The 17,909-nt window shown below is 51.4% G+C and carries 17 protein-coding genes; 13 read left to right on the top strand and 4 right to left on the bottom strand.

Annotated elements, in window-relative coordinates; all coding sequences use genetic code 11:
- Nucleotides 1-125: 125 nt before the first annotated feature.
- The 10 genes from D8682_RS25110 (at nt 126) to D8682_RS25060 (ending at nt 9,423) form a co-directional block, all read left to right on the top strand.
- Nucleotides 126-1,961 carry a hypothetical protein gene (locus D8682_RS25110; protein ID WP_121815449.1) on the top strand — a complete coding sequence of 612 codons (1,836 nt, stop codon included), beginning with the start codon at nt 126-128 and terminating at the stop codon, nt 1,959-1,961.
- Nucleotides 1,954-2,175 carry a hypothetical protein gene (locus D8682_RS25105; RefSeq protein ID WP_121815448.1) on the top strand — a complete coding sequence of 74 codons (222 nt, stop codon included), beginning with the start codon at nt 1,954-1,956 and terminating at the stop codon, nt 2,173-2,175. The genes D8682_RS25110 and D8682_RS25105 overlap by 8 nt, the downstream gene beginning before the upstream one ends.
- A gap of 138 nt (nt 2,176-2,313) precedes the next feature.
- Nucleotides 2,314-2,577 carry an excisionase gene (locus tag D8682_RS25100; protein ID WP_202914364.1) on the top strand — a complete coding sequence of 88 codons (264 nt, stop codon included), beginning with the start codon at nt 2,314-2,316 and terminating at the stop codon, nt 2,575-2,577.
- Nucleotides 2,552-3,667, top strand: a complete 1,116-nt coding sequence (locus tag D8682_RS25095; protein WP_121815446.1) for a phage integrase Arm DNA-binding domain-containing protein — start codon at nt 2,552-2,554, stop codon at nt 3,665-3,667. The genes D8682_RS25100 and D8682_RS25095 overlap by 26 nt, the downstream gene beginning before the upstream one ends.
- Nucleotides 3,668-3,935: 268 nt before the next feature.
- Nucleotides 3,936-4,499 (top strand): BRO family protein, encoded by a 564-nt coding sequence (locus D8682_RS25085; RefSeq protein WP_121815444.1) that lies wholly within the window; start codon nt 3,936-3,938, stop codon nt 4,497-4,499.
- A 284-nt stretch (nt 4,500-4,783) separates the two neighbouring features.
- A complete protein-coding gene (hxpB, locus tag D8682_RS25080) occupies nt 4,784-5,452 on the top strand; it encodes a hexitol phosphatase HxpB (protein ID WP_121815443.1) in 669 nt (222 codons plus the stop codon).
- A 153-nt stretch (nt 5,453-5,605) separates the two neighbouring features.
- A complete protein-coding gene (kduD, locus tag D8682_RS25075; protein WP_121815442.1) occupies nt 5,606-6,367 on the top strand; it encodes a 2-dehydro-3-deoxy-D-gluconate 5-dehydrogenase KduD in 762 nt (253 codons plus the stop codon).
- A gap of 114 nt (nt 6,368-6,481) precedes the next feature.
- On the top strand, nt 6,482-7,072 hold the full coding sequence (locus D8682_RS25070) for a metal-dependent hydrolase (protein ID WP_064547550.1): 591 nt from the start codon (nt 6,482-6,484) through the stop codon (nt 7,070-7,072).
- Nucleotides 7,073-7,205: 133 nt separating this feature from the next.
- Entirely contained in the window at nt 7,206-8,603 is a 1,398-nt protein-coding gene (locus tag D8682_RS25065; protein ID WP_121815441.1) for an L-cystine transporter, read from the top strand.
- Nucleotides 8,604-8,736: 133 nt separating this feature from the next.
- A complete protein-coding gene (locus D8682_RS25060; RefSeq protein ID WP_064547554.1) occupies nt 8,737-9,423 on the top strand; it encodes a tetratricopeptide repeat protein in 687 nt (228 codons plus the stop codon).
- A 75-nt stretch (nt 9,424-9,498) separates the two neighbouring features.
- Here D8682_RS25060 and cedA read toward each other — a convergent pair whose 3' ends face one another.
- On the bottom strand, nt 9,499-9,738 hold the full coding sequence (gene cedA, locus D8682_RS25055; RefSeq protein ID WP_121815779.1) for a cell division activator CedA: 240 nt from the start codon (nt 9,736-9,738) through the stop codon (nt 9,499-9,501).
- A gap of 146 nt (nt 9,739-9,884) precedes the next feature.
- Here cedA and katE point away from each other — a divergent pair, with 146 nt between their 5' ends.
- Nucleotides 9,885-12,143, top strand: a complete 2,259-nt coding sequence (gene katE / locus D8682_RS25050; RefSeq protein WP_121815440.1) for a catalase HPII — start codon at nt 9,885-9,887, stop codon at nt 12,141-12,143.
- A 96-nt stretch (nt 12,144-12,239) separates the two neighbouring features.
- On the opposite strand, the gene osmE is transcribed toward katE, so the two are convergent.
- Nucleotides 12,240-12,578: an osmotically-inducible lipoprotein OsmE gene (gene osmE / locus D8682_RS25045; protein ID WP_064547558.1), complete on the bottom strand. Its 339-nt coding sequence runs from the start codon at nt 12,576-12,578 to the stop codon at nt 12,240-12,242.
- A gap of 265 nt (nt 12,579-12,843) precedes the next feature.
- Between osmE and nadE the strand changes: the two genes are divergently transcribed.
- A complete protein-coding gene (nadE, locus tag D8682_RS25040) occupies nt 12,844-13,668 on the top strand; it encodes an ammonia-dependent NAD(+) synthetase (RefSeq protein WP_121815439.1) in 825 nt (274 codons plus the stop codon).
- 94 nt (nt 13,669-13,762) lie between these two features.
- Nucleotides 13,763-14,653 carry an aromatic amino acid DMT transporter YddG gene (gene yddG, locus D8682_RS25035; protein WP_121815438.1) on the top strand — a complete coding sequence of 297 codons (891 nt, stop codon included), beginning with the start codon at nt 13,763-13,765 and terminating at the stop codon, nt 14,651-14,653.
- 4 nt (nt 14,654-14,657) lie between these two features.
- Here yddG and hutU read toward each other — a convergent pair whose 3' ends face one another.
- Together hutU and hutH are read right to left on the bottom strand one after the other, a co-directional pair.
- Complete coding sequence (gene hutU / locus D8682_RS25030; protein WP_064547564.1) at nt 14,658-16,343, bottom strand: urocanate hydratase; 1,686 nt, start codon at nt 16,341-16,343, stop codon at nt 14,658-14,660.
- 17 nt (nt 16,344-16,360) lie between these two features.
- Entirely contained in the window at nt 16,361-17,905 is a 1,545-nt protein-coding gene (gene hutH / locus D8682_RS25025) for a histidine ammonia-lyase (protein WP_121815437.1), read from the bottom strand.
- Between the last annotated feature and the right edge of the window lie 4 nt (nt 17,906-17,909).

Here is a 17,909-nt window from a genome sequence, read left to right as displayed (position 1 = left end):
GGTTATTACTGCCCTGTTTGCGTTAAATGGAAAGATTCAAAAAACAAATTAATTAAAGTGCGTAATGCCTATCACAAGCAGCGGCCATTGCGTGCTGGCCATCATCGTTATTAACTGGAGATATTATGAAACCGTTTATTGGTTGTTTCGTACCAAAAAAAGGCCAGGCAGAAAAACTAAATTTACCTACCTATACGATTTTTAAAGAGGCTGCGAATAAAAAAGCTGCCACGATAATTATTCCTGGTGAGTTTTTCCAAAAATTTGCAGATATTGCTGAGCATTACTTTGATGTAAAAATCATTGAAGATGCGCCTGGAATGGATCGTCCACCAATTAATGAATGGTCCACTGATTATCGCTGGGTTAAAGAAACCAACATTATTGAATATGTCTCACAAGAATCTGAAGAGCCTAAGAATCCTGAGTTAGTAGATATATCCAAAGCGTCAAAAGGTATTCGCGCCGCCCTGCTCGCTCTTTATGGGCCACTTGAAGCGGTTACCCCTGAGCAGCACAGCATGGCGACCGATCTCACCATCGATACCGAACCAAGCCCCGCACGAGAGCTGCATGAAGCCATCTCCAGAGAATCACGCGTGCTGGCTCTACTTCCTGAGCGCCAGATTGAATTACTTGAAGCAGTGCGTGCAAATGTGAAAGAAAATGCGCAATGGCCAGCCTATGCAACATTCATAGCGAAATGGCTGGATACTCCACCTGAAAAACGCAGCGCGCCGGTATCTTCTGGCGGCTCCGTATCTCTCATTGATTCCGCACGGCAGAAAGCAGCAAATGAAAAATTGCGAACACCATCAGGCGCTATAGCCGGTGGCCAGAACCAAACCGATCGCGGAGTCGGGTTCGTCATGACCCACGATATTCTTGCACTTGAAATCGCTCTTGGTCTTGTTGGCCGCTCAATGGATTTTGATATTTATAACCCATCTAGCGGCGTCGTTAACCGCGCACGTGAAATCATCAATACCAAAGAGAAACCTTTCCCGCAGTGGTTCGAATCCTGGCGCAGCATCCCAGGTGGTCTGGACTATTCCCGCGCCATTACTATTTATTCAGTTAAGTGCGCCCCGGATGACCTGGAGATACGCCCTGGCGCACTTATCGGATATTTGACCCAGCTGTTGACCGAAACCAATCACGAACATCCGACGCCAGAAATCATTGCGGCAGCATGCGGTATTAAACCAGAGTCAATTCATAAGGATAATGGAAATGCTATCGAAGAGGGTACTCAGAGCGCAGTTAATGTTCCTAGCATCGAAAACACAACAGATGGTGAGCCGGAACAAAACACAGCTGGCGATGGCCAGCCAGCGCAAGAAGTAAACGCAGGTCGTAGCACCTTTACGCTCGAGGAGATTCTGGCCGGTCCGGATACGCCACCTGATGAACGCCCTGATATGTTTGATCGTGATATAGAAATCGCCCACGCACTTAATGACCTGCTTTTCGGTCGCACAGGCATTATGAATTGGCATGAATCGGAACAATTACTTTGCACTGTCGGTCATCGAATCTCTGAGGTTGTGCCGTTATTACTGAAGGATATTGAGAGCGCGGAGTTTTGTCTGTCGCCAGGCTTTAACGATGATGAAATTCACGATGTCGGAACCACGATTCTTGACCGCTGGTCTGAAAGCGAAGCAGTTCGTCAGCAAGTAGCACTGGATGCGATCATGGAATATCGCACCCCACTCACCGAAGCAGAGCAAAAAGCCATATCTGTTAACCACAAGACCGAAAGCGTCAATCAAGTGGCTGAGATTGTAAACCCACAGGTCGCTTCATTGGCGCTCACCTATCACCAGCAACTCACTCTCGCAGCGCTTCAGGGTTTGTGCACTAACCCAGCTTGCTTCGGCATACTCGATGATATTCCAGGCATGGCTGATACCCTGGCTGATGGCATCCTGAACATTCAGGAAAAATGCGATGCTTGATGAAATGGACGAGGAGCTCGATGGGGTTCCGCCGAATCATCGTGCCGGCGCAATAGTTATCATCGATGACGGTCGCAACTGGACAAAATGGCATGTATGGAACATGCGATCCAGATTGCGCGTGAGTAAGGGAATCTATGAAGAAGCACCAGATCGCCCGTTGGTATCAAAGCCCACAATACAGAAAAAGCGAGGTAAACATGGTCTTACTTAAGATTCTGGCCGGCGTCTTCTTTGCGTTTGTGGCCATAGCTTTGGTGATCAGATTTACCGATAGCGCGGACTGATTTTGGATAATCAACATTATCCGGCTCTTGTCGTTAACATGGGCCGGTCATTGAGAGTAATGACCATGAGCGAGCAATCTCTAATCCCGTTGAGCGAATGGAAGAGCCGCAGAATGAAGTTTCCGATCACGACTGCCTGCCTGGTGAAGCATGGAAAGCTGGGCTACATACAACCAAGGCCAGTAAAGATTGGTACAAGGTGGTGTATTGATGAACGGGCACAATATATCGGCCCTGGCGCAATAGGCGTGGAGCCGGAAATTCATAGTGATGATGATGAAATTTTGCGGGGAATTTTAAACGATGTCACCAAGGCCACGAAAAAATAGCATTTCCATCGCCGGGCTTTATGCCCGGTTTGACCGCCGTACATCTAAAACCTACTACCAATATAAAAACCCCATCACTGGCAAATTTCACGGGCTAGGTACTGATAAAGACAAGGCCGAAAAAATCGCCTCCATCGCAAATCAGCGAATCACAGCGGCAGAAGCCGAGCATTATCTACGTCAGATCGACGAAAACCCCGCAGCCGTCAAACAGCGCGGCATTAGCCTCAAAGCCTGGGTGGAGCGGTATATAAAGATTCAGCAACAAAGGCTCGATGCAGGCGAGCTTTCTACTGTCAGTTTTAAAGAAAAAAAACGAATGGCAGAACTGTTGTCTGCACGTCTGGGATCTCGACCACTTAAAGATCTCGAGGTGCGCGATTTTGCTCTTTTGCTGGATGAGTATCTTGATGCAGGCCATGCCAGTAGTGCCATGAATAATAGAGTTCTTTGGGTTGATATTTTTCTGGAGGCTCAGCACGCGGGAGAAGTACCGCCGGGATGGAATCCACCAGGCGCAACAAAAAAACCCGCAGTTAAAGTTTCACGTGCTCGAATTTCGGTTGAGGAATGGCGAAAAATTCTGGAGCAGATACCCACGGACCGGTATGCACACAACGCGATGCTTTTGGCTGTAGTCACAGGCCAGCGTCGGGAAGATATAGCCAATATGAAATTTACAGATATCTGGGATGATCATCTGCATGTATTTCAAATTAAAACAGGCTCGCGCATCGCCATTCCGTTGAGTCTGCGCTGCGATGAGGTTGGGATGACTGTCGAGGATGTTGTACGCAAATGCCGGGATCGCTTTTTAAGCAAATATCTTGTACACGGAAAAAAAAATAATGATAAGCCTGTGCACCTTAACACGCTGACGAATAAATTTGCCGAGGCCCGGGATGCTGCGGGAATAACTCCACCAGCAGGAAAAACACCTGCGAGCTTTCATGAGCAACGTTCGCTATCGGAACGCCTATACCGTGCTCAGGGTATTGATACTAAAATTTTATTGGGCCATAAAACACAATCTACAACGGACCGGTATAACGACGATCGAGGAAAGGAATGGATCAGGCTGGTGATTTGACAAAATTACACGTCCGGGATTATAGTCCGCCTGCACCAGCAAAATCTGGTGCCGGGATTGGAACCCCGGATATCTGAAAAGACGCATACCGCGTTAAGCGGTTTTTTTATGTGTTAAGCATGGCCACATTCGCGATTTATGGTGGGCTGTGTGGGGCAACCGAAAGGTTGGCCGGGTCTTTTCAGCCGGTAGTTCCAACCCTGCACAGCTCACCACCCCAAGATTGGAACCTGAAGGTGGTGATTACCTCACTGAAAAGGTTAATCACATGTCTACTCAACTCGCATTCCATAACACCCAATTCAATGTTGTTTCCCGCAATAACTCTATCTACCTCACCGCTGTAGAAATCGCGCAAGCGCTTGGATACAAGTCGGATGATGCTGTCACAAAAATTTATAACCGCAATATAGATGAGTTTTCAGGTGGAATGTCTGAGACGGTCAAATTGACCGCCTCAGGGAATTATCAAAAAACTGTCAGAATTTTTTCCCTTCGCGGCGCACATCTGATCGCCATGTTTGCCAGGACAGCGGTCGCTAAAGAATTTCGCCGGTGGGTGCTCGATATCCTCGATCGCGAAGTTGGCCAGCCAGAAATCCAACCCGTATTCCCACCCATCTGCACTGGCGATCATGCCAACCGAACGGAAATAATTTACTACCAAAATTTTAAGCCGATTTTTTGCCGGATTTTGCGCGAGGGTGAAATCGTCATCAGTCATGAATCAATGATGGAGTGGTTAAAGGCGAAAGGGTTGATATTTTTTACGCGGGACGAACTGCGGAAAATGACGTTAGAAGAAATGAATTTCCTGACAGCATCGCACTAATGAGATAAAACCCCAGTCAGTGCTGGGGTTGAAAATTAACTTCGGATCCTGCTTTTTAGGGGCTGTTTTGGAGAAAAGTTTTGGAGAGGTTTTGGAGAAAGAAAAAAACAGTTATATTCCAAGCTATTACAGCACTACAAAACTTACACGCACAAAGTTTACCTCTTCCGGGGGGATTTCGCCTGAGCTTTACGGGCGATTCTCACAAAGCAGTGGCAACAAGCGAAAATTCCAGCTATTGATAAGTAATCTTAACTGTAATGCACACCGACAGGAGTCGAAACATGGCTGTGACTCGCCAAATTTTAGCTGCGATTTTTGATATGGACGGTTTACTGATTGATTCTGAACCATTATGGGACAAAGCCGAGCTGGAAGTGTTGGCTAGCGTTGGTGTGGATATTTCCCGCCGCTCTGAACTCCCTGACACGCTGGGTTTGCGTATCGACCTGGTTGTTGACCTGTGGTTTGCCAAACAACCGTGGAACGGCCCATCTCGTGAGGAAGTGACAAACCGCGTGATTACTCGCGCCATTGCCCTGATTGAAGAGACGCGTCCGATTTTGCCTGGTGTGCGTGAAGCTGTCGCTTTATGTAAAGCGCAAGGTCTGAAAGTGGGTTTAGCGTCTGCTTCACCTGCACATATGCTTGAGCGAGTGCTGGAAATGTTCGACTTACGTTCCCAGTTTGATGCCATCGCCTCGGCAGAACATCTGCCTTACAGCAAGCCCCATCCGCAGGTTTATCTGGATGCCGCTGCTAAATTGGCTGTTGACCCGCTCGCCTGTGTAACGCTTGAAGACTCCGTGAATGGCATGGTTGCCACCAAAGCCGCACGCATGCGTTCTATTGTGGTTCCCGCAGAAGAAAACCGTGACGACGTGCGCTGGAGCCTGGCAAATGTGAAGTTGTCTTCGCTGAGTGAATTACGCGCCGAACACCTGATTGGCTAATTTATTACGATGCGGGCCTCCCCGCATCAGTCTCAAAACCATACCGACATCTAATTTTTTAAAACAGTATTTCAAAAATATTTGAGTTTCCCCCTCCCGTATCTACTCTTTACAGACACGCGCAAATGCGCTTTTCCGGATACCGGAGTAACTATGATTCTCGATGCTTTTAATCTGCAAGGCAAAGTCGCTGTTGTTACGGGATGCGATACAGGACTGGGTCAGGGAATGGCGATTGGCCTTGCCGAGGCTGGTTGTGACATCGTCAGCGTAAACCGCAAAATCCCGCATGAAACGGCGCAAAAAGTGCGAGATTTGGATCGCCGTTTTCTCGCCATCCAGGCAGATTTAAGCCAACAAGACGCGATCCCTGACATCATTGCGCAGGCCGTGGCAGGAATGGGGAAAATAGATATCCTTGTAAATAACGCAGGCACCATTCGCCGGGAAGATGCGCTGGAATTTAGCGAGAAAAACTGGGATGACGTAATGAACCTGAACATTAAATCAGTATTCTTTCTCTCTCAGGCGGTGGCAAAACAGTTCATTAAACAAGGCACTGGCGGCAAGATTATTAATATCGCCTCCATGTTGTCCTTCCAGGGCGGTATCAGAGTCCCGTCTTACACCGCATCTAAAAGTGCCGTGCTTGGCATAACGCGCCTGCTGGCAAATGAATGGGCGCAACATAATATCAATGTCAACGCGATCGCGCCGGGATACATGGCAACCAACAACACTCAACAACTGCGTGATAATGAAGTCCGCAGCCATGAAATCCTCGAGCGAATTCCCGCGGGTCGTTGGGGTGTTCCTGCCGATCTGCAAGGCCCGGTGGTGTTTCTTGCCTCCAGTGCTTCCGATTATGTCAACGGTTACACCATTGCCGTCGACGGAGGCTGGTTAGCCCGCTAAACAACACGCCGCCGGGGAATCCGGCGGTTGCAAAATGTTACGCCGTCACCTCTTCCGTCTACTGTATAAAAACCCTATACTGTATGAATCGACAGTTTTCATCCAGGTAGTATCATGACGGCGGAAGGTCACCTTCTTTTTTCCATTGCCTGTGCAGTATTCGCTAAAAACGCCGAACTCACGCCTGTGCTTGCTCAAGGAGACTGGTGGCATATTGTGCCTTCAGCCATCCTGACCTGTTTGCTGCCTGATATTGACCACCCAAAGTCATTTCTCGGTCAACGCTTGCCGTGGTTTTCCAAACCCATTGCCCGCGCCTGCGGCCATCGGGGCTTTACCCACAGCTTATTTGCCGTCTTCGCAAGCCTTGCACTGTTCTATCTCAAAGTCCCCGAAAGTTGGGTGATTCCCGCCGATGCCCTTCAAGGCATGGTGTTGGGTTACTTAAGCCATATTTTGGCAGATATGCTCACTCCTGCGGGTGTCCCACTCCTTTGGCCCTGCCGTTGGCGCTTTCGCTTTCCCATCATCAGGCCGCAAAAAGGTAATCAACTGGAACGTGCCTTGTGCATGGTGTTGTTTGGTCTGGCCGTGTGGATGCCGCAAAGTGTGCCCGATAACAGCGCGGTGCGCTGGTCATCGCACATGATAATTTCGCTGCAAATGACCTTTAATAGTTTTTTAAATAACCACCTGGAACAATAATTAAACGAAATAGCTCAAATTGTAATAATCAATTCCTTTTGAATATAAGAGTAACTCCAGGGTTCTGGTACGCTTTACAGAATAAAGGTGGCAATCAGTCCATCTGTTTTAAATATACTCAGGAGATACGGGGATGAATTTTCCACTCATAGCGAACGTTATCATGTTCGTTATTCTATTGCTGTTGCTGTTGCTAGTACAAACTCGCAACAAACAGTGGAGTCTGGCAAAAAAAGTACTGCTTGGTCTGGTGATCGGTGTGGTATTTGGTCTTGCATTACACACCATTTATGGCGAAGACAGTCCGGTACTGAAACAGTCTATTCAGTGGTTTAACATTGTCGGTAACGGCTATGTTCAATTACTGCAAATGATCGTCATGCCGCTGGTATTTGCCTCTATCCTGAGTGCGGTGGCACGTCTGCATAACGCCTCTTCTCTGGGCAAAATCAGCGTTCTGACCATCGGGACATTGCTGTTTACCACTCTGATTTCAGCGCTGGTCGGCGTGCTGGTCACCAACTTGTTTGGTTTGACGGCTGAAGGCCTGGTGCAGGGCACCGCTGAAACCGCTCGTCTGAGCGCAATCGAAACCACTTATGTGGGTAAAGTGGCTGACCTCAGCGTACCGCAACTGATTCTGTCATTCGTGCCGAAGAACCCGTTTGCTGACCTGACAGGGGCTAACCCAACGTCGATCATCAGCGTGGTGATTTTCGCCGCGTTCCTCGGTGTAGCAGCTCTTAAACTACTGAAAGACGATGCGCCAAAAGGCGAGCGTGTTCTGGTTGCGATTGACACGCTGCAAAGCTGGGTCATGAAACTGGTGCGTCTGGTCATGCAACTGACGCCGTACGGTGTTCTTGCGCTGATGACCAAAGTCGTTGCTGGTTCAAACCTGCAAGACATCATCAAACTCGGTAGTTTCGTGGTGGCCTCTTACCTCGGTCTGGCAATTATGTTCGGCGTGCACGCGGTTCTGCTGGCAGTCAACGGTGTGAGCCCGCTGAAATACTTCCGCAAAGTCTGGCCTGTGCTGACCTTTGCCTTCACCAGCCGCTCCAGTGCAGCCAGTATTCCATTGAACGTTGAAGCTCAAACTCGCCGTCTGGGTGTGCCTGAGTCCATCGCCAGCTTTGCCGCGTCGTTTGGGGCCACCATCGGTCAGAACGGTTGTGCGGGTCTGTATCCAGCGATGCTGGCCGTGATGGTCGCGCCAACCGTCGGTATCAACCCATTGGATCCAGTCTGGATTGCCACACTGGTCGGGATTGTCACCGTAAGCTCCGCAGGCGTTGCGGGTGTCGGTGGTGGTGCAACATTCGCTGCCCTGATTGTCCTGCCAGCCATGGGCTTGCCGGTCACGCTGGTGGCATTGCTGATTTCGGTTGAACCGCTTATCGACATGGGCCGTACCGCGCTGAACGTCAGCGGTTCCATGACGGCAGGTACCATCACCAGCCAGTTGATGAAACAAACCGATAAAGAAATACTCAATAGCGACGAAGAAGCCGAACTGGCACATCGCTAAGCAGTAGCTAAACCACCGTAGAATCTGCGACAATACAACGGCTCCTTGAAAAGGGAGCCGTTTTTTATTGATAAAATAGAGCGCCCCAAAAGGGTGCCAAAATAAAATTGTCTCCTACGGACCCCTTCTCTCTATGAAACGACTCTATTTTTTATTGCTGTTGTGTCTCTCATCGGCGTGGGCTGAAACACCGGACAGCCCCTACCTGCAACATGCGCAGGAAGGTGACAGCCGCGCCCAGTTTTACCTTGCCGATACCCTTTTCAGTGCGGGCGAATATCAGCAAGCGGAAAGCTGGGCGGCAAAATCAGCGGCCCAGGGTGACGCCGATGCTATGGCTCTGCTGGCCCAACTCAAAATCCATGATCCTGCAAATGGCGATTACCAGCAGGCAAAATCGTTAGCCGAACAGGCCGTCGCCCACGGCAGTAAACCAGGAAGCGTGGTTCTGGCGCGTATTCTGGTGAACACCCAGGCGGGCAAGCCCGATTATTCGAAAGCCATGCAGTTACTGGAAAGCGCCTCACAGGACATTGAGAGTGACTCAGCGGTCGATGCCCAAATGTTTTACGGCATGCTGTACGCAAATGGCGTGGGTGTGGTGCAAGACGATGACAAAGCGGCATTCTGGTTCAAGCGCAGCTCGGCACTTTCCCGCACGGGTTATGCCGAATACTGGGCAGGAATGCTGTTTTTAAATGGTGAAAAAGGCTTTATCGCGACCAATAAACAGAAAGCATTGCATTGGCTGAACGTCAGTTGCACGGAAGGGTTTGATACCGGCTGCGAAGAGTTTGAAGAAATCAGTAACGGCGGGTAAAACCGCCGTCATTCGATACCCGTTAGCATTCGAGTTGCAGCCAACACCCCTGCAACTTGAAGGATGATGGATAGATCAGCCTACATCATTCTCACTTCTTACCTGTATCGCCCAACGCTGCGCTGACTCTGGTAATGTAAATGGCGGCGACTGACGGAACGCATCTCCCACCAGCACAAAAGCCACATAGCGATTACGCAGCATCCACACGTCTTTAAATCCTTCAACTCGCCACGCATGAGCCGGTGGTACGGGTTCAACGCGTGGTTGATACGTAAGAACAGGGCGAGTATTCGGTTGGCGCAAAGGTTTCATAGGCAATAGAATCAAAACTAAATTGAGGAGTAACTTCGCTATGATAACGGAGAACGCCCCTCCACGTCTCGCGTTGAGATGACCTTGTTCTATAGTTAAAGCTGTTTTGCCCGACAAAACAGCTTTAACTAAAGGGGTAATATTCAATGTCGACGCACAATAAACATCCTTTAACTCACAGTGCACCAATACATGACGCCAATGAATCAAAGCCCGGTATGGATTCTCTGGCACCTGAAGATGGTTCTCACCGCCCTTCCACCGACCCCAGTTCACCAGGAGCGCAACCTACCGCTGCAGGAAGTTATAAAAGCCCGGATACCTCCAACGAAAAACTGAAATCCCTCGATGTACATCGCAAAGATGGAGAAAACTTCCCGCTTACCACCAATCAAGGTGTGCGCATTGCCGATGACCAAAACTCACTGCGTGCCGGTACGCGCGGGCCTACGCTTCTGGAAGATTTTATCCTGCGGGAAAAAATTACCCACTTCGACCATGAGCGTATCCCCGAGCGCATCGTCCATGCTCGTGGTTCTGCAGCTCACGGTTACTTCCAGCCCTATAAGAATATGGCAGAAATTACCAAAGCAGATTTCCTTTCAGACCCCGACAAAATCACCCCGGTCTTTGTGCGATTTTCTACCGTGCAGGGCGGTGCAGGTTCAGCCGATACCGTGCGTGATATCCGCGGATTCGCCACCAAGTTTTACACCGACGAAGGTATTTTCGATTTAGTCGGCAACAACACGCCGGTATTCTTTATTCAGGATGCACATAAATTCCCCGATTTCGTCCACGCGGTAAAACCAGAGCCACACTGGGCAATCCCGCAAGGTGGCAGCGCCCACGACACCTTCTGGGATTATGTTTCCCTGCAACCTGAAACCCTGCATAACGTCATGTGGGCGATGTCTGACCGCGGCCTGCCGCGCAGCTATCGCACCATGGAAGGTTTCGGGATTCATACTTTCCGCATGATTAATGCCGAAGGCAAAGCGACGTTCGTGCGCTTCCACTGGAAACCGACCGCCGGTAAAGCCTCGCTGGTGTGGGATGAATCGCAAAAACTAACGGGCCGCGACCCTGACTTCCACCGCCGTGATTTATGGGAATCTATTGAAGCCGGTGATTTTCCGGAATACGAACTGGGGCTGCAATTAATCCCTGAAGAAGACGAATTCAAATATGATTTTGACTTGTTAGACCCGACCAAACTGATTCCGGAAGAACTGGTTCCAGTCCATCTGGTGGGCAAAATGACGCTCAACCGTAATCCGGATAACTTCTTTGCCGAAAACGAACAAGCGGCATTCCATCCGGGGCATATCGTTCCGGGGCTTGATTTCAGTAATGACCCGTTGTTGCAGGGGCGCTTATTCTCCTACACCGATACACAAATCAGCCGCCTGGGTGGCCCGAATTTCCATGAAATCCCGATAAACCGCCCCACCTGCCCGTATCACAATTTCCAGCGTGATGGCATGCACCGCATGGATATCGACAACAACCCTGCCAATTACGAACCGAACTCCATTAACGATAACTGGCCGCGCGAAACGCCTCCGGGGCCGAAACGTGGCGGCTTTGAGAGTTATCAAACGCGGGTTGAAGGACATAAGATTCGCGAACGCAGCCCATCGTTTGGTGAATATTACTCGCAGCCGCGGCTGTTCTGGCAAAGCCAAACGCCAGTCGAACAGCAACATATTATCAGCGCCTTTAGCTTTGAATTGTCCAAAGTGGCAAGACCGTATATCCGCGAAAGAGTGCTGGATCACCTGACGCACATTGATATTTCACTCGCCCAACCGGTTGCTGAAAATCTCGGAATTGAGCTTTCCGACGAGCAAATGCACGTTGCACCACCGAAAGATGTCAACGGCCTGAAGAAAGACCCCAGCCTGAGTCTGTATGCGGTGCCAAGTGGTTCGGTGAAAGGCCGCGTGGTGGCGATTCTACTCAGTGAAAAAGCCAATGCGGCAGATGTTCTGGCGGTGATGCAGGCGCTGAAAGCTCAGGGTGTGCATAGCAAACTGCTATTCTCACGCATGGGCGAAGTAAGCGCGGACGACGGTTCTTTACTGCCGATTGGCGCTACCTTTGCCGGTTCGCCATCGGTCAGTGTCGACGCCGTGATAGTGCCGGGAGGCGATCTGCAAACCATTCTGAGCAATGGCGACGCGACATATTATTTACTGGAAGCCTATAAACACTTGAAGGTGATTGGCCTTGCCGGAGATGCCCGCCAGTTTAAAACCAAACTGGGCATTGATAGCCAGGGCGAGGAAGGCGTCATAGAAGGTGACAGTGTCACGAATTTATTTACCGATGAATTCCTGACACTACTCGCCGCACATCGGGTTTGGTCCCGCCATAATAAGGTTGGGCATATTCCGGCTTAACCCAAAAAAAAGGTGGATAACGCTTGCGCTTATCCACCCTACAACTGCATTTCGTAGGTCGGATAAGCGTTAGCGCCATCCGACAAAACTACAATATTATTTCTTGGTCTGTGGGTCAGTATCGTACTCGGCACAAGTCTGATAGCCGGAGTTGATCACATGCCCGGTGTCATCCAGTGCAACAAAGTAAGTCTCGGTTTTGCCTGCACGTTCGCCAAGAATATAAGTCTGGCAAGTCCCACGCGCATGAATCATGGTTACTTCTGACGAAGGTTTACCGGCAATCTGCTGCACTTGCTCACGGCTCATGCCTTTTTTCACGTCTTTCACGACCGGCGTGGCGACCTGATCTTTGGTACGGTCGTAGGCAGTACAACCCGCAAGCATAGTCATAACCGCTGCTGCACATAAAAAACCCGCAAAATTCTTGTTCATATTTTATCCTCGTTTTTCAGGGAATTGCTTAAACGTGTTAGATAAGCCTGGAATATAAAAGCGGTTTTTTCAACTATTCAGACCAAATGAACAAAATTTAGGATTACCCGACATAACATCAGGTTAGCGCCAAATCGCTCTAAATCGCGTCAAATGATTCCGGAGCGATCGCATGAGTCTTGTCGTTTTACCGACAAACGGGTAGTTTTAACAAATATGACTATGGCTGCCTGCGCGCGCAGGCACACCGCAACCGGAGGGTTAAATGGCTCTGCAACAAGAGATTATCCAGGCACTAGGGGTTAAACCACAGATCGATGCCGAACACGAAATTCGTGTCAGTGTCGATTTTCTGAAATCGTATCTGAAAACCTATCCGTTTATTAAATCTCTGGTTCTGGGTATTAGCGGCGGCCAGGATTCCACGTTGACCGGTAAACTGTGCCAACTCGCCATTAGCGAATTGCGCCAGGAAACCGCTGACGACAGCTATCAGTTTATCGCCGTCCGTTTGCCATTCGGCGTGCAGGCTGATGAGCAAGACTGCCAGGACGCCATCACCTTTATCCAGCCCGATCGCGTATTAACCGTAAACATTAAAGGTGCGGTGCTGGCAAGCGAACAGGCGCTGCGTGAAGCGGGTATTGAACTGAGCGATTTCATCCGTGGCAACGAAAAAGCCCGTGAGCGCATGAAAGCCCAGTACAGCATTGCGGGAATGACCAAAGGCGTAGTGGTGGGAACGGATCATGGCGCTGAAGCGGTGACCGGTTTCTTCACCAAATACGGCGATGGTGGCACTGATATCAACCCCATTTTCCGCCTCAACAAACGCCAGGGCAAAGCGCTGCTGAAAACACTCGGTTGCCCGGAACACTTGTATCAGAAAGCGCCAACCGCCGATCTGGAAGACGACCGCCCTTCTCTGCCGGACGAAGCCGCACTGGGCGTGACTTACGAACAGATTGACGATTATCTGGAAGGTAAAACTCTGGACGATGCCACCTGCAAAATCATCGAAGGCTGGTATCTGAAAACCGAACACAAACGCCGCACACCCATCACGGTGTTTGACGATTTCTGGAAATAGCCATTTCTGAAAATAGCGTCGGGTGACGCTGCGATCCGACCTACAACGGGTTTTCCCAGCGCAGCGCCATCCGCCAATACCACTCTGGATACACATGGACAGCTCTGCAAAACGCGCCACCGCCTTTGGGCTGCTGGCGATCCTCCTCTGGAGCACCTCGGTTGGTTTATTACGCAGCATCAGCGAACACTTTGGCCCGGTTGGTGGTGCTGCGCTAATTTATACCGTTAGCGCAGTCTGCTTGTGCCTGGCGCGTGGTTTACCGAAAATCCGCGAAATCCCGACTCGTTATTTGTGGATTGGCGGCGGGTTATTCGTCAGCTATGAAATCTGCCTCGCGCTGGCAATCGGGCTGGCGCACAACCGCAGCCAGTCGCTGGAACTGGGGATGATTAACTATTTGTGGCCGAGCCTGACCATTTTACTGGCGCTGTTTATCAATCAACAACGCAGCAATTTATGGTTATGGCCAGGACTTGCGCTTTCCCTTGCGGGCATCGTTCAGGTGATGAAAGGCGATGGCGACTGGTCGGTGCTACAGATGTGGCACAACATTCTCGACAACCCGCTGGCTTACAGCCTCGCTTTCGCCGCCGCGCTAATCTGGGCGTTGTACTGCAATATTACGCGCCGCTGGAGTGACGGGAAAAATGGCGTGTCGCTGTTTTTCTGCGCCACCGCGCTGGTGCTGTGGGTGAAGTTTGCCTTCGTTAACGAAGCGCCGATTCACTTTACGCTGCCTGCCACGCTGCAATTGTTATTTATGGGTGCATCGACAGCACTGGCCTATTCGGCATGGAACCATGGCATTCAGCGCGGCAATATGACGTTGCTGGCAACCGCATCGTATTTCACGCCAGTGCTTTCGGCGTTAATCGCCAGTTTGTGGTTGGGGTTACATCCGGGCTGGGGGTTCTGGCAGGGAGTCAGTATGGTGGTTGGCGGGTCACTGCTGTGTTGGCTAGCAACCCGCCGTTATGGTTAACGCGTTATTTCACCATCGGCAGCTTCAAATCATGCTGCTTCGCACACTCAATGGCACTCTCATAACCGGCATCGGCGTGACGCATCACGCCCGTTGCCGGGTCATTCCACAATACGCGGCCTAAGCGCACTTCCGCTTCCGGTGTGCCATCAGCAACAATCACCACTCCGGCGTGTTGCGAGAAGCCCATCCCCACGCCACCGCCGTGGTGCAGGCTGACCCATGTCGCACCACCAGCCGTATTTAATAGTGCGTTGAGCAACGGCCAGTCAGAAACCGCATCAGAGCCATCTTTCATCGACTCGGTTTCACGGTTTGGTGACGCCACCGAACCGCAGTCCAGATGGTCACGGCCAATCACCACCGGCGCTTTCAACTCACCGTTACGCACCATTTCGTTAAACGCCAGCCCTGCACGATGGCGCTCTCCCAGCCCCAGCCAGCAAATACGCGCCGGTAATCCCTGGAAGGCAATACGCTCTTGCGCCATATCCAGCCAGCGATGCAGATTCTGGTTATCCGGGAACAGCTCTTTGAGTTTGGCATCGGTTTTTGCAATATCTTGCGGATCGCCCGACAGCGCCACCCAGCGGAATGGCCCTTTTCCTTCGCAGAACAGCGGGCGAATGTAGGCCGGAACAAAGCCCGGGAAATCAAAGGCATTTTCTACACCTTCATCGAATGCCACCTGACGGATATTGTTGCCGTAATCCACCGTCGGCACGCCCATCTCCCAGAAATCGAGCATGGCCTGAACGTGCACCGCCATCGATTCACGCGCCGCTTTCTCGACCACTTTTGGCTGTGTGGTGCGCTCACTCTGCCAGCGTTCAACTGTCCAGCCCAGCGGCAAATAGCCGTTGACCGGATCGTGAGCCGACGTTTGATCGGTGACGATATCTGGTTTAATGCCGCCCGCTTTGGCGCGTTTAACCAGTTCAGGCACCAGTTCTGCTGCATTACCCAGCAGCCCAACCGAGATCGCTTTTTTCTGCGCATTGGCTTGCTCGATCATTGCCAGCGCTTCGTCAAGATTGGTTGCTTTGTAATCCAGGTAACGGGTACGCAGGCGGAAATCAATACGTGACTCCTGGCATTCGATCGCCAGCACCGAAGCGCCCGCTAACACGCCTGCCAGCGGTTGTGCGCCACCCATACCACCGAGTCCCGCAGTCAAGATCCACTTGCCGCGCAAATCGCCACCGTAATGCTGGCGTCCGGCTTCCGCGAAGGTTTCAAACGTCCCCTGCACGATGCCCTGCGCACCGATGTAAATCCACGAGCCAGCAGTCATCTGGCCGTACATCATCAGCCCGGCTTTATCGAGTTCGTGGAAATGATCCCAGTTCGCCCAGTGTGGCACCAGGTTGGAGTTGGCGATTAGCACACGTGGTGCGTCGGCGTGGGTGCGGAAAATCCCTACCGGTTTCCCGGACTGCACCAACAGCGTTTCATCGGCTTTCAGGCTGCGTAGCGAAGCGAGGATCTGCTCAAAACACTCCCAGTTTCGTGCCGCTTTGCCGATCCCACCGTACACCACCAGATCTTCCGGACGCTCTGCCACATCAGGATCAAGGTTGTTCTGGATCATGCGGTAAGCCGCTTCGATCAACCAGTTTTCGCAATGTAATGTGTTGCCATGTGGAGCGCGTACCGTGCGGGCTACCGCCTGTTTTACAGATTCAGTCATTGTAGTGGCTCCCGGCTTCAGGCCGATGTAGAAGGAAACAGTTGAGTAATCACAGCAGGCAACTCACCGCTGGCACCCCACTGGCGCATGCTTTCAATATCAGGTGCCAGTAAGCGATCTTTCTCGAGGAAGGCGACGCGCTCACGCACACCGTTGAACACCTGCTCCATGAGTGGTGAGCTGCGCAGCGGGCGCGAAAACTCGATGCCCTGCGCGGCAGCCATCGCTTCAATGCCCACCACAGCGGCGGTGTTGAAGCACATGTCACCCAGGCGGCGAGCAGCGTAAGTCGCCATCGAAACGTGGTCTTCCTGGTTGGCTGAGGTTGGCAAGCTGTCAACGCTGCCAGGATGCGCCAGCGATTTGTTTTCCGATGCCAGTGCAGCGGCGGTGACCTGGGCAATCATAAAGCCGGAGTTAATTCCGCCCTCTTTCACCAGGAATGGCGGCAAGCCAGAAAGCCCGGTATCCAGCAACAATGCCAGACGGCGCTCGGAAATCGCGCCGATTTCAGCGACTGCTAGCGCGATAATATCTGCGGCAAAGGCCACCGGCTCGGCGTGGAAATTGCCGCCAGAAATCACTTCACCGGTTTCGCTAAACACCAGCGGGTTATCGGATGCGGCATTGGCTTCGATTTGCAGCACTCGTGCCGCGTGGCGCAGGTTATCGAGGCATGCGCCCATCACTTGCGGTACACAGCGAATGGAATACGGGTCTTGCACACGCCCGCAATGTTGATGGGAATCGACAATCTCGCTGTCTGCCAGCAACGCTCTGACAGCGGCGGCAACGTCAATTTGCCCGGTTTGCCCACGCGCTTCGTGAATGCGCGCATCAAACGGTTTTACCGAACCTTTAATCGCTTCGAGCGATAACGCCCCCGCCACCAGCCCTGCACCAAAGACTTTCTCGCCTTCGAACAAGCCGCGCAGCGCAAGCGCCGTCGAAACCTGGGTGCCGTTGAGTAACGCCAGCCCCTCTTTTGGCCCGAGCACTAACGGCTCGACGCCCGCCATTTTTAGCCCGGCAACGGCTGGTATTTCTTCGCCGTTAATACGCACATTTCCTTCGCCCAGTAACATCAGCGAAAGATGGGCCAGCGGGGCGAGATCGCCCGATGCGCCAACCGAACCCTTTTCCGGAATAACCGGCATCACACCGGCATTAAACAGGCGCAGTAAGCTGTCGATAACGTTCATACGCACACCGGAATGGCCGCGCGCCAAGCTGATAATTTTGCTCGCCATCACCAGGCGTACCACGTCATCTGGCAACGGTTTCCCTAACCCAACGCTGTGCGAAAGCACCAGATTGCGTTGCAGTTCAGCCAAATGGTCTTTGGCAATGGTGGTTTGCGCCAGTTTGCCAAAACCCGTATTAATGCCGTAAACCACATCGCCTTGGTTGACGATGGCTTCAACGGTTTGTTGTGACTTCACGACAGCATCAACCGCCTGCGGATCAAGGCTTAGAGTGACGCTTCCGTGGTAGATTTCACGCAGAGTGGCGAGCGTTACGCGCCCCGGAGTAAGACAACACAGCTTTTTTTGCAGTGACATAGCG

It is taken from the genome of Buttiauxella sp. 3AFRM03, from assembly GCF_003675305.1.
GTDB lineage: Bacteria > Pseudomonadota > Gammaproteobacteria > Enterobacterales > Enterobacteriaceae > Buttiauxella > Buttiauxella ferragutiae.
Note: the sequence above shows the minus strand (reverse complement) of the source record. Positions and strands in the feature narration are given on the sequence as shown.